The sequence below is a fragment of the Erwinia sp. TECH1 genome (assembly GCF_054057575.1).
Genome location: NZ_JBSRZK010000001.1, coordinates 2,464,565 through 2,477,313 on the forward strand (window position 1 = coordinate 2,464,565; position 12,749 = coordinate 2,477,313).

Consider the following 12,749-nt stretch of genomic DNA (forward strand, 5'->3'; position numbering starts at 1 on the left):
CGTGCGCAGGCTGCCCGCGTCCCGCTTTTTTGCTGCTACGGTTAAAAGACCGCTAACGCAGAATATAAAAAGAGGATCGGGCATGAATAAAATTGCATTGATTACCGGGGCTTCCAACGGGATCGGGCTGGAACTGGCCAGAATTTTTGCGAAAAATGGTTATGACATTGTGGCCGTAGCGCGCAATGAGGAAAAACTGCACAAGGCCTGCGAGGATCTGCGCGGCTACGGCACAAAGATCCACGCACTAAGCGTGGATTTAAGCCGCTATGATGAGATCGAAAAGCTGAAGCAGCGCATCGATAACGACGGGCTGGCGCTGGATGCGCTGGTTATCAATGCCGGTCAGGGGCTGGGCGGCCGCTTTATTGGCGGCACGGCGCTGGAAAAAGAGCTACAGCTAATCCGCCTTAACGTCGATTCTTACGTTCATATGGCTAAAATTTTCCTGCCTGCGATGATCGAACGTCAAAGCGGCCACGTCCTGATGACCTCTTCCATCTCCGGCACCTCGCCCATCCCTTTCGAGGCGATTTATGGCGCGAGCAAAGCCTTCGTCAATTCCTTCTTCTGGGCCATTCGCAACGAGCTGAAAGGCTCGGGCCTGAATATGACGCTACTGATGCCCGGCGCGACGGAAACCAACTTCTTTAAGAACGCAGGCCAGGCCAATACCAAAGTTGGTGCCAGTCAGCCGACCAAACCGGCGGAAGTGGCCGAACGCGCCTGGTATGCATTGATGAGCGGTCATGAGTATGTTTACGGCAGCGATGAGGCGGAACATGAGGGCGACGTGCTGAACCGCATTCAGAGCGAATCGCAAAAGGCGCAGCGCCACCGCATTATTTCAGAGCCGGATTCGGCGTCACGCTAATCCTTCTCCTTCTGCCTGCCGGTAAAATCGGCAGGCGATGCTTATTTAATAAGCTATATCTTTGTCTTTGTTGAGTAAAATTAAATTTTGCCGTTATATATCCCCGGTAATTTTCTGACCCGGGGCTTTATCGTTTAATCCGTCTCAACATCAGTATTTCATTCACTTCCCACATTGATACGAGCCGGAAACGTCTCTGTTAACCAGTCGATAAAAACGCGCAGGCGGTGCGTGACGTGGCGATTTTGCGGGTAAACTACATGAAAAGGATAAGGCGCTGGCCGCCACGCCTGCAGGATTTCCTGGAGCTGGCCGGTTCTCAACGCTTCGCAGGCCGCGTAGGTAAACGTCTGTACGATACCCAAGCCGGCCAGCGCTGCCGCCAGATGCGCGTTGCTTTCGTTTACGCCGAGCCGGTACGACGCTTTGATTTCCATTTTTTCTCCCTGCCGTGCGAAGCGAAACGGAAAAGCCCTGCCGCTGTCCGACGAGAGATAGCTAACCAGCCGATGGCCATTGTTCAGCTCCTGCGGGCTGGCAGGCACACCGTAGCGCTTCAGATAGCCCGGCGTGGCGCAGGTAATCAGCGTGGCAAAACCAATCTGCCTGGCAACCAGCGATGAATCCGCAAGCGGGCCGCCGCGAATAACGCAGTCCACGCTGTCGCCGATGAGATCGACTGCGCGATCCGATACCCCCAGATCGATACGGATATCCGGATAGCGGGCCATAAATTCAGGCAACGCCGGGATCAGCACGTCACGGGCCGTAGAGCCGCCAATATCAATACGCAACTGCCCGTGCGGCTGGCCGCGAATAGCGGTAAAAGCGCCGTCAATATCTTCCAAATCCTTCAGGATCCGGGCGGTTTTTTCATAATACTCGCGTCCTTCGGGCGTGACGGTAACGCGACGGGTGGTGCGCTGTAACAGCCTGATACCCAGATGCGCCTCCAGCTGCTGCACCAGTTTACTTAGCGTCGCGTTGGGCATCGAAAGCGAATCCGCCGCGCGGGTAAAATTTCCCGTTTCCACTACGCGGGCAAAAGCCCGTATCGCCATAAGCTGATCCATCTCTTTTGTCCTGATTATTTCCGTACAGGGATAGTTATTTTCATTTTACAGGATTTATCAACAAAAGGCGGAAGGCTACAGTGCCTTCTCACCCGGACAAGCCGGGCCATTATCTGTCCACAGCGGAGAAGAAGATGAATGCACTGAATGGCAAGATCGCATTAGTTACCGGCGGCACATCGGGAATTGGCCTGGCGGCCGCGCATGAACTGGCAGCTCAGGGTGCACGCGTGTTTATTACCGGAAGGCGTCAACCCGAGCTGGACGCGGCCGTCGCCGCCATCGGTACGGCGGCAACGGGCATTCGCGCCGATGCCGCCGTGCTGGCCGATCTGGATAGGGTTTACGCCACTATCGCGGAAAAAGCGGGCCGTCTGGATATTCTGTTCGCCAATGCGGGCGGCGGCGATATGCTGCCGCTGGGCGCCATCACCGAGGCGCATTTTGATCGGATATTTGGCACCAACGTGCGCGGCGTGCTGTTTACCGTGCAAAAAGCGCTGCCGCTGCTGAGCGATGGCGCTTCGGTGATCCTGACCGCCTCCACCACTTCCGTTCAGGGGACGGCCGGCTTCAGCGTCTACAGCGCCAGCAAAGCGGCGGTACGCAACTTTGCACGATCCTGGTCGCTGGATCTGAAAGAACGCGGTATTCGGGTTAACGCCATCAGCCCCGGCCCGGTAAAAACGCCTGGCCTGGGTGGATTAGTCAGTGAAGAGGTGCGCCAGGGATTGTTTGATTATCTGGCGGCTCAGGTGCCGCTGGGGCGTCTGGGCGAAGCGGAAGAGATTGCTAAAGCGGTCGCTTTTCTGGCTTCCGATGCGGCCAGCTTTATCAACGCGAGCGAACTGTTTGTCGATGGCGGTATGGCGCAGGTGTGATAATCAGGCAGCCCGCAGGCCGCCTCTTTCTTATTTCAACGCGATACGCACTACGCTGTCCTTGCCTTTAGTCGAATCATCTTTGTTGAAATCCTGCTTGAGCGTGACGTAAAGCGTCTGCCCGTCCGGCGAAACCAGCAGGCTGTTCGGGCTGCTGTCGAACGACCAGCTGTTTTTCACCGCATAGCTGGTGGCGTCCAGCTGCAACACCTTTCTGGATTCGCGCTGGCTGATATATAGCTCGTTGCGCTTCGCGTTGAACTTGATGCCCAGCGCGTCGCCTTCGATGCGTTTGATCACTTTGCCGCTGCGCTCGTCGAACACCAGCGTGGTTTTCGCCTTTGAGTTGTCGGTGACGAACAGGCGGCCGGTGGCCGGATCTTCCGCCAGGTTCAGCAGCAGATAAGCTTTGCCATCGCCCGCCGTCCAGCGTTTTTCAATTTTCTGCGTGCGCGGGTTGATCACCAGCACTTCGCCGCCGCCGTTAGCCGCATAAAGACGATCGGTCACCGGCGAATAAATAATGCCCGTTACCCACTTGCCGGCGTTCCTGATGGTCTTGCTTAGCTTCAGCGTTTTGGCATCCACCACCCAAATGACGCCCGGATCGCCCACGCCGCCCACGTAAAGCTTCCCTTCGTGCCAGAAAATTTCACGCGCACCGTAAGGCGAGCCGTCTTTGCCCTTCTCGCTGAATGCCAGACGTTTCAGCACTTTGCCGCTCTCTGCATCTACCTTAGAAATAGTACCGTCGAGCGAGTTAGTGGTGTAGAACACGCTGCCGTCCGGCTCGACCGCCATACCAAAGTTTTTCAGATCGGTGTGGGTTTCACCGGTGGTTGCCAGCGTGGCGGGATCCAGACGATACAGAATGCCGCCGTTAACGTTTTTAAAAGATTGCGCGCTGGCGACGTAAAGCGCTTTCGGCGTCCAGGCCATTTCATACAGTCCATCGCCCAGCGCGCGCTCGGCAGGCTGCGCTTGCGCTTTGGCCGTCGCGGCAGAATTAACGGGCGCTTCTGGTTTTTTTGCCGGGGTCTGACAGGCGGCCAGACTGAATGCAGCAACGACCGCAAGGGCTGCTTTACGCGGGCTAAAAGATTTCATGCAGGACTCCATCAATGGATAAACGGCCTGATAGCCGATAAAAAGAATGAGAAGCATACGCATTAGCAAAGGAGATGTAAATCTGCGCCATGCGTCAGACGGGATGAAGCGGCACGGCTAATGAGTTTCCCCTGTAAAAATAACAAGTTGTTACACTTTGCCGACAGGTTGTTTAGAGACTACTTAAAAGCAAATACTTATCATTAACATTCTCACTGCGATCTCCCCGCTGCGTGGCGCAGCCGGAGCGCCGTGAACGCACGTCCCACCGGACAATAAAAAGCAGTGGCCTATTGTGAGAATTTTATGTTTTTAAACCTCAGGGGAAACGGTGCGCGAGCGCCGGTATTTACCGTCTCGTTGCTGGCGCTGGCTATCCACGCCCTGCTCACTCCGGCCCTGGCCGAAGAGTCTGCTATGGTCGTTAACGCGGCTTCTGACGACGGCAGCGCCAGCGAACAGCAGGATTACAGCGTTAAAACCACGCGCGCCGGCACAAAAATGCTGATGACGCCGCGCGACGTGCCGCAGTCGCTCAGCGTGGTAACGAAGCAGCGTATGGCGGATCAAAATTTGCAGTCGGTCGGCGACGTACTGGATAACACCACCGGCATCGCCAGCGAGGTTATCGACAGCGAACGCTCCGCTTATTTTTCACGCGGCTTCCAGATTACTAATTTTACCTACGACGATATTCCGACCTCCGTCAGCGATACCTGGAACTTTGGCGATGCGGCGGAAGATACCGCCATCTATGAGCGTATTGAAGTGGTGCGCGGCGCGACTGGCCTGATGACCGGCGCAGGCAGCCCTGCCGCTTCGGTTAATATGGTGCGCAAACATGCCGACAGCAAAACCTTTACCGGCAACGTGTCGGCCAGCTACGGCAGCTGGAACAAGCAGCGCTACGTGGTTGACGCTTCCGGCCCGCTGAGCGAGTCCGGCAACGTGCGCGGCCGCGTGGTGGCGGGCTATCAGGATGGCGACAGCTGGCTGGATCGCTACCATAAAACTAAAAAATTTATCTACGGGGTTATCGATGCCGATGTGACCGACAGCACCACGGTTTCGCTCGGCTATGACTATCAGCAGACCCATACCGGCAATCCAACCTGGGGCGGCCTGCCGACCTGGTACAGCAACGGCACGCGCACGCATTACGATCGCAGCACCAGTACGGCGGCGGACTGGACGCGCTATAGCGTAGACTCGCGCAAAGTGTTCGCTAATCTCAGCCATCAGTTCGACAACGGCTGGATCTTCCGCGCCGACGGCACCCATGCGGAAGAAACCTTTAACGACAAGCTGCTTTATTTGCAGCAGTGGCCGGATGAACAAACGGGCGAAGGCACGACTGGCTTCGGCAGCAAGGACAGAGGCAAGCGCAAGCTGGATGCTTTCGATACCTATGCCAGCGGCCCGTTCAGGCTGTTTGGCCGCCAGCACGAGCTGGTGGTGGGCGGAAGCTACAGCCGTCAGCATAATGCGACCTACAGCGCCGACGGCCCTTACGACGAAGGCCAGATCGGCAGCTTCCACGACGGCTGGAACGGCGATGCGGACGAGCCTGCCTGGGGCGACTGGTATCAGAACGCGGACGATATGGTCAGGCAGAAAGCGCTGTACAGCGCCGCCCGCTTCTCGCTGGCCGATCCGCTGTCGCTGATTGTCGGCGCGCGCTATACCCAGTGGAGCACCACCGGCAGCAGCGGCGATGTGAAAAAGAACAACATCACGCCGTACGGCGGGCTGGTGTATGACATTAATGATACCTGGTCAGCCTATGCCAGCTATACCTCGATCTTCCAGCCGCAAACGTATCGCAGCAAAGACGGCGGCTATCTTTCGCCTGTGACCGGTAAAAATTACGAAGCGGGCCTGAAATCCGCCTGGGACGATGGTCGCCTGACCGCCACTTTTGCCCTGTTCCGTATTGAACAGGAGAACGCTGCCGAAGCGGATGGCGACAATTATGTGAACGGCTCCAGCGAACAGGCTTATGTTGCGACCAAAGGCGCAGTGAGCAGAGGCGCGGAATTCGAGCTGAACGGCGCGGTAACGGATAATCTGCAAATGACGTTCGGCGCGACGCGCTTTGTCGCGACGGACTCCACCGGGCGCTACAACAGCCAGATGCCGCAAACCCAGCTGAAGCTGTTTACCCGCTACCGTTTGCCGATGCTGCAGCAGCTGACCGTCGGCGGCGGCGTAAACTGGCAGAACCGCACTTTCCAGGACGCAACCGGCCCGGACGGCGAAACCAAACGGCTTTATCAGGGCAGCTATCCGCTGGCTAACCTGTTTGCCCGCTACCAGGTAACGAAGCAGCTGGCCGTGCAGGCCAACGTCAATAATCTGTTTGATCGCACCGAGTATACCTGGCTAAGCGACTCCGCCGTTTACGGCCAGCCGCGCAACTATGAGGTTAATCTCTCTTATACGTTCTGATTTTTTGGCATATACCCGGCGCGAAGCCGGGTTTTCATAATATGCCCCACAAATTGTGGCGCTGTCCGGCCCTCACCCTTTTTCGACCAGCTCAAAGGTGGCCGTAAAGGAGGATCTGTTTAGCGGCAGCTTCTCAATGCTGTCCAACTGTCCCAGCGTCACAAGCCCGGCGGCATAGCCAGAATCCTTGTAGAAGATAGCCAGATTGCCCCAGGGCGCATAAAAAGCGATATCGCCTTTTAAGGCACGGGTGCCCTCAGGCGATCCCTCTACTGAGAGTTTTGCAGGAAGATCGCTGATTTTTTCAGTCGCTGCGTAGTCGTTTAATTCCAGCGTTAGCGGCAGCATAGCCGCAAAATCCCTGGCCGCCTCGCTGTCATTCAGCGAGGCCAACAGAATAACGTTATCAATAACCATATTTATTTTCATGTTTTTCTCCCTGAGCGCGCACGCAGCCTCAGATAGCGAAGGATCAGCCGTTCCCGACTAACGTGTAGCGGTTTTTAAAGGGAACTAGTTTTAGCAGAGGCGCCAGGAAGGTTGAATGACTGTTTTAAGCATGCAGTAATGAGGATCGTTCATTAATGACCGCCGAGTATAAAGAGAAAGATCCCCGCATTGATTTACCGGCAAAAAAATAGCTCCCGCAGGAGCTATCTTTATCTGTGCCGCATCAGAACTTATAGCTGGCCGTTAATGAGAAATTACGCGGTTCGCCGTAAACGATATATTGGTTCACGCTGGTGTCATATTCTTTATCAAACAGGTTATTGATATTGGCCTGTAGCGTCAGCTGCTTAGTCACCTCATAGCGGCTGAACAGGTTCACCAGCGCATAGCTGCCCTGCTCCGCGTGCCAGGTGCCGTTGCCTTCCGGCGCGGGCACATCCTTCCAGACGTGCGTCTGCCAGTTTACGCCGCCGCCGACCGTCAGCGCCTGGAGCGACGGCAGACGATAGCTGGTGAACAGCTTCAGCGACGTGCGCGGCAGCTGAGGGTTAACCGCTTCGTCTTCGCTGTCTTCCGCTACATAACGGGTACCGCCCACGGTCATTTGCCAATTATCGGTCAGCGCGCCGTTCACTTCAAATTCAATCCCGCGGCTCACGGTGCCCGATTTGCCTACGTAGGCGGTATCGGTCGATCCGGCAATGATCTGTCCGGTGCTCTGGGCTACGTTGTCCTGTTCGATGCGGAACACCGACAGCGAGGTCGTGAGGCGGCTGTTCATCCAGTCAGACTTCAGGCCTGCCTCGTAGTTTTTACCAACCACCGGCGACAGGTAGCTGCCGTTGATATCACGATAGGTCTGCGGCTGGAATACCGAGGTATAGCTGCCGTAGGCTGACCAGTTTTCGTTGATGTCATACACCAGGCCGCCGTACGGCGTGATATTGTTTTTCTCCATATCCTGGGTCAGCGTATTGGTGCTCCAGCGCGTATAGCGCGCGCCGAGGATCAAATGCAGCGGATCGGCCAGGGTAATACGGGTTGCCATATAGGCGGATTTCTGACGCGTCACGTCTTCCTGCGCGAGCGTTCGCTCGCTCCATTCTGTTTCCGGGTATTGGCCGTTATAACTGTTGAAATCGCCCAGCATCTCTGAGGAAATGTTGTCAAAAGCGCTGTAATAAGTGTTCTTCTGCTTGCTGTAGCTGACGCCCGCCATCAGCTCGTGCTGGCGACCAAACAGCTCATAAGGGCCGCTGGCGAAGGTATCGACCGAGTCGACCTTGCGTTTACCGGTGTTATAACCGGTGCCGCCTACGATCGGGTAATCCGCATAGGAAGAGACGCCCGCGCCGGTGTTCTTATCGAAGAAACCGTCGATATAGAGCTGACGGCTGTCAAGGAAGGTTTCGTTATGGGTGCCGTTTAGCGTCAGCATCCAGCCATTGTCAAAACGCTGCTTCAGGTTAACAAAAACCTTTTTGCTTTCTTTATCGTTATAGGCCCACTCTGGCGCCGTGTTATAGCCGCGACGATAGTCGGTGGGCGATCCATCGCTATGCCAGCGAGGCACGCCGCTCCAGGTTGGGCTGTCCGCGTTGGTTTGCTGGTATTCATAGCCAACGGAAAGCGTGGTGTAATCGGTCAGATCGGCATCCACCACGCCGTAGATAAATTTCTTTTCGGCGCCGTAGCGCTCAACGAAGCTGTTGTTGTCCTGATAACCGGCAACTACACGGCCTCGTACGTTGCCGGATTCGCTCAGCGGCGAAGAGAGATCGGCTACGTAACGCTGCTTGTCCCAGCTGCCGTAAGTGGCGGAAAGCTCGCCCGTCGCGGTTTTGCTGTCCGCATGTTTGCGCACCATATTGACCGCGGCGGAAGGGTTGCCCGCGCCGGTCATCAGGCCGGTTGCGCCACGTACGACTTCGATACGCTCGTACAGTGCCGTATCAGACTGGGCGTCCCCCAGATTCCAGCGTTCTTCAAATACGGTCGGGATGCCATCGACCATATAGTTGTCGATCAGGAAGCCACGCGAGTAATAGGTGCGGCGATCCATATCCGCTACGGACTGCATCACGCCCGTTGTATTGTTCAACACATCGCCCAGCGATTGCAGCTGCTGATCTTCCATGCGCTGCTTGCTGATAATACTGACTGACTGGGGAATATCGCGCGCAATCATCGGCATTTTGGTGCCCGAAGAGGTGACGGGAATGCTGTAATCGGTAGCGGAGGTATCGGTGACATTATCTGACGCGGCGCTCACCGTAAGCGTTTGTTCTGCGGTTTCCGCCGCTGCTGCCTGAGGCATCTGTAACGCCACGGCGACCAGCGCGGCGACGATGGAGTAAGAAGTGGCTACGCCGCCGTGCCGGCGGATTTCCCTGTTAATGTGCTGAGCAAAAAACATCACTACCTCGATCTTGTCATTAACGGCCTGAGCCGTTTAGCCACTGTGATTTTTGTTTTATGGAACGCTTTTACCGACGCTGCTACCCCGGCGATCGCCGAATGATACGGTCATCTACAAATGCGAATGAGAACTATAATTTTTTTTATTTCTTATGTAAAAGACTATTAATGAACTTTTCAGGATTTTGTAAGACGTAAGCCATGACGGGTAAACCGGCTACATAAGGGCATTCTGAAAAGGTTTACAACGGCGCTTTTTAGCCGTTAACATAGCGCCCAGACAGCCGGGCCAGCTCGGTTGCGTAAGCGTTAACGTCAACCAACGCATAATCAGCGGGCCGCGCCTGCTCTTTTTGCGATGTCGATAATGTCCCCAATTTTTACCCGTTCCGGTTTTTTCCTTACTGTTTTACTGCTTACCGCAGCCTGTTTGCGCGCCCCCCTGACGTCGATTGGCCCGGTGCTGGAAGATATTCGCCTGACCTTTAGCCTGACGGCTACCGACGCTGGCCTGCTTAATTTTATTCCGCTGATGATGTTTGCCCTGCTCGCGCCACCTGCAGCGTGGTCAGGCAATCGCTTTGGACTGGAGAAAACGCTGTGGCTCGCGGTCTGGCTGATCTTATCCGGTTCCGCTCTGCGCATTGCCGGCAGCAGCGCTGCGCTATGGCTGGGCACGGCGATCCTGAGCGGTGGTATTGCCGCCGCCAACGTGCTGCTGCCGCCGCTGATTAAGCGTGATTTCGCCCGGCATTCCGCCCGCTATATCGGTCTTTATGCCTGTGTCATGTCGATTACCGCCAGCCTGGCTTCCGGTATCGCGGTGCCGCTGGCATCGTTAACGAATGCGGGCTGGTTTTTTTCGCTGGCCGTCTGGCTGATCCCGGCGGCCATCGCGCTGGCGGCCTGGCTACCGCTGCTGAAACGCGCCCGGCAACGACAAACGACGCGCACACCGCTGGCGGTTTCTACGCTGCGCTCGCCGTGGCGTGCCGCATTAGGCTGGCAGGTTTCGCTGTTTATGGGATTGCAGTCGCTGGCCTTTTACACGCTGATTGCGTGGTTTACGCCCTGGGCTGAGGCGCAAGGATTCAGCCAGTTTGCCGCCGGCTGGCTGCTGTTTCTCTATCAGATTGTGGCAATCGTCGCCAATCTTGCCTGTATGCGGGCGCTGAAACGCCTGGCCGATCAGCGCGCTATCGCCCTGCTGGCTTCGCTGGCAATTTTTACCGGGCTGTGCGGCCTTTATCTGTTCCCTGCCCTGGCCGTGTTTTGGTTGATTATTGCCGGACTGGGCGCGGGCGCCTCTTTGGTGATAAGCCTTTCTCTGTTTGGTCTGCGTTCGGGCGATCATCATCAGGCTTCGCGCTTATCAGGCATGGCACAATGCGTAGGTTACGGTCTGGCCGCGCTGGGCCCGCTGGTTTTCGGCGTGCTGCACGAGCATTTTGACAGCTGGTCGGCCCCGCTGCTGTTTATGATTGCGTTAAGCCTGTTACAGGTGGCGATTGCGCCGCTGGCGGGAAGAAATAAGGTGATAGGTTAAGCCATTTGCCGCTTCGTTCCTGATTCGAAGCGGCACTTTACCCGCAAAAAATGCCTTTCTTACTGATAGTCTGTATCTGATTTAGCTGCGTTTTAGCCTGTATGAATGCGTGTTATCTCTGGAGTTTAGGTATGGAATTATTATCAGTACCTTTAGTATGATGTAACTAAAGTGCGATCATGACTCCCGTTAGCCGGTTTTTATCCATCACGATTATCGGAAAACTGAGATCTTGCCTGCTCAGGCGCGTCAGGTCTTTGTCTGCGCCGGTTAAAAAATGCGATAAGGCACATTTTAAGAAGAGACCTGACTGTTTTCAGACGCGGCCAGGCGCTAAAATAGCGCCTTAAAAGCCGTAGAGGATAGTGAGGTATAATGATCTGTCGTTTCACCCTGGCCGTAGCGATGGCCGCCATAACCCTGACCGGCTGCACCAGCCACAAGAAAGATGAACCGGCCACAACATCGATAACGGCATCGGCTAAAGATTTCTTTAAAGGCCCGGCCGTGGTTTCGGCCGAAGATTTCTCCACGGGGCCAACTCAGGTTGACGTTTCCCACGTCACCAGCCGCACCGATGACGGCTCTGCCGTTTATGTCACAGTGGACGGTAAAGATGCCGGCGCGCTGATCCGCGGTCAGAGCCTGCAACTGCATTTGCCCGCAGGCGAGCACCAGGTTGGCGGCTATGTCCCTACCCTGCTCGGCTTTGGGCGTGTCACTATCCCGGCGGTAAAAGTGACCACCACGCCGGAAAAAGTAAAAAAGGTAGCCTACTCCACCGGCCTGAAGACCCCTGCTTTTACTGAAACGGACGCAGGCCAGGGCTAAGTACACATCATGGTTGTATCCGGCCAGGGCAGGCTAAAAAAAACGGCGACCGCAGGGTCGCCGTTCAGCATATCAGCAGCTAAAAGACCGCATCAGAAATCCGCTTTCAGCACCACACGATAGTTCGCCTTACCGGCGCGCACGTGATCCAGCGCTTCATTGATTTTTGACATCGGGAAATACTCCACGCGCGGCGCGATATCGCGGCGTGACGCCAGCTTCAGCAGCGAGCGCAGCTGGCCCGGAGAACCGGTAGACGAGCCGGTCAACGCTTTATCGCCCATAATTAGCTGGAAAGCGGAGACTTCAAACGGTTTCAGCACGGCGCCCACGGTGTGGAATTTGCCCTGCGGCGCCAGCGCGTCGAAGTAAGGTTTCCAGTCCAGATCCACTGCTACAGTGCTGATAATCAGATCGAAACGGCCCGCCTGGCTTTTCAGCGCTTCCGGATCGCGGCTGTTGATGACCTCGTCCGCGCCCATTTCCAGGATGGACTGCTTTTTATCCGGCGTGGAGCTGAACGCCACCACTTCCGCGCCCATCGCGCGAAGGATCTTGATAGCGATATGGCCCAGGCCACCAATGCCGATGACGCCCACGCGGCTGGTCGCCGTGACGTTGCTCATCAGCAGCGGTTTAAAGACGGTGATGCCGCCGCACAGCAGCGGGCCAGCGGTCGCCGCGTCCAGGTTTTCCGGCAGCGGAATAACCCATTGCCAGTCGGCGCGAAGCTTCTCGGCAAAGCCGCCGTTGTTCAGAATGGTAGGGATTGAACCCTGCTCGCAGTTAACCTGCTCGCCATTGATACAGGCGTCGCAGTGCTGACAGCTTTTCGCCGTCCAGCCAATGCCCACGCGCTGGCCAACGGAAAGCCCTTTGGACTTCGCTGCTTCGCCCATGGCGGACACGCGACCAATCACTTCATGGCCGGCAATAGTCGGATAGCGTGAGATGCCCCACTCGTTATCGATCATTGAGAGATCGGAATGGCAGACGCCGCAATATTCCACTTCGACTTCCACTTCCTCGGCGCTCAGCTCAGGCGCATCATACTCATACAGCTCCAGGGCCTTACCGGCTTCCATCGCTGCATAGCTTTTGATTTTCATGCTCTCTTCCTC

10 protein-coding genes are annotated in these 12,749 nt (G+C 56.1%); 5 read left to right on the plus strand and 5 right to left on the minus strand.

Going from position 1 to position 12,749, the window contains the following annotated elements; genetic code table 11:
- The first annotated feature begins 82 nt into the window (after positions 1 to 82).
- Positions 83 to 874 carry an SDR family NAD(P)-dependent oxidoreductase gene (locus ACVWZ0_RS11555; RefSeq protein WP_253454054.1) on the plus strand — a complete coding sequence of 264 codons (792 nt, stop codon included), beginning with the start codon at positions 83 to 85 and terminating at the stop codon, positions 872 to 874.
- A gap of 158 nt (positions 875 to 1,032) precedes the next feature.
- Here ACVWZ0_RS11555 and ACVWZ0_RS11560 read toward each other — a convergent pair whose 3' ends face one another.
- Positions 1,033 to 1,947, minus strand: coding sequence for a LysR family transcriptional regulator (locus ACVWZ0_RS11560; protein ID WP_253454052.1), 915 nt, complete (start codon positions 1,945 to 1,947; stop codon positions 1,033 to 1,035).
- A gap of 134 nt (positions 1,948 to 2,081) precedes the next feature.
- Between ACVWZ0_RS11560 and ACVWZ0_RS11565 the strand changes: the two genes are divergently transcribed.
- Entirely contained in the window at positions 2,082 to 2,828 is a 747-nt protein-coding gene (locus ACVWZ0_RS11565; protein ID WP_253454050.1) for an SDR family oxidoreductase, read from the plus strand.
- Positions 2,829 to 2,858: 30 nt separating this feature from the next.
- Here the strand turns inward: ACVWZ0_RS11565 and ACVWZ0_RS11570 are convergent, their stop codons facing one another.
- On the minus strand, positions 2,859 to 3,935 hold the full coding sequence (locus ACVWZ0_RS11570; RefSeq protein WP_253454048.1) for a YncE family protein: 1,077 nt from the start codon (positions 3,933 to 3,935) through the stop codon (positions 2,859 to 2,861).
- 306 nt (positions 3,936 to 4,241) lie between these two features.
- On the opposite strand from ACVWZ0_RS11570, the gene fhuE (ACVWZ0_RS11575) reads away from it, so the two are divergent.
- Positions 4,242 to 6,383, plus strand: coding sequence for a ferric-rhodotorulic acid/ferric-coprogen receptor FhuE (fhuE, locus tag ACVWZ0_RS11575; protein ID WP_253454046.1), 2,142 nt, complete (start codon positions 4,242 to 4,244; stop codon positions 6,381 to 6,383).
- A gap of 72 nt (positions 6,384 to 6,455) precedes the next feature.
- Here the strand turns inward: fhuE (ACVWZ0_RS11575) and ACVWZ0_RS11580 are convergent, their stop codons facing one another.
- On the minus strand, positions 6,456 to 6,812 hold the full coding sequence (locus ACVWZ0_RS11580; RefSeq protein WP_253454044.1) for a cyclophilin-like fold protein: 357 nt from the start codon (positions 6,810 to 6,812) through the stop codon (positions 6,456 to 6,458).
- A 244-nt stretch (positions 6,813 to 7,056) separates the two neighbouring features.
- Positions 7,057 to 9,249 carry a ferric-rhodotorulic acid/ferric-coprogen receptor FhuE gene (gene fhuE / locus ACVWZ0_RS11585; RefSeq protein WP_301289701.1) on the minus strand — a complete coding sequence of 731 codons (2,193 nt, stop codon included), beginning with the start codon at positions 9,247 to 9,249 and terminating at the stop codon, positions 7,057 to 7,059.
- 360 nt (positions 9,250 to 9,609) lie between these two features.
- On the opposite strand from fhuE (ACVWZ0_RS11585), the gene ACVWZ0_RS11590 reads away from it, so the two are divergent.
- Both ACVWZ0_RS11590 and ACVWZ0_RS11595 read left to right on the plus strand, forming a co-directional pair.
- A complete protein-coding gene (locus ACVWZ0_RS11590; protein ID WP_253454042.1) occupies positions 9,610 to 10,797 on the plus strand; it encodes a CynX/NimT family MFS transporter in 1,188 nt (395 codons plus the stop codon).
- Positions 10,798 to 11,172: 375 nt separating this feature from the next.
- The gene (locus tag ACVWZ0_RS11595; RefSeq protein WP_253454040.1) at positions 11,173 to 11,628 is read left to right on the plus strand and encodes a hypothetical protein; all 456 of its coding nucleotides are present in this window, start codon (positions 11,173 to 11,175) and stop codon (positions 11,626 to 11,628) included.
- A gap of 92 nt (positions 11,629 to 11,720) precedes the next feature.
- Here the strand turns inward: ACVWZ0_RS11595 and ahr are convergent, their stop codons facing one another.
- Entirely contained in the window at positions 11,721 to 12,737 is a 1,017-nt protein-coding gene (ahr, locus tag ACVWZ0_RS11600; protein WP_253454038.1) for an NADPH-dependent aldehyde reductase Ahr, read from the minus strand.
- Between the last annotated feature and the right edge of the window lie 12 nt (positions 12,738 to 12,749).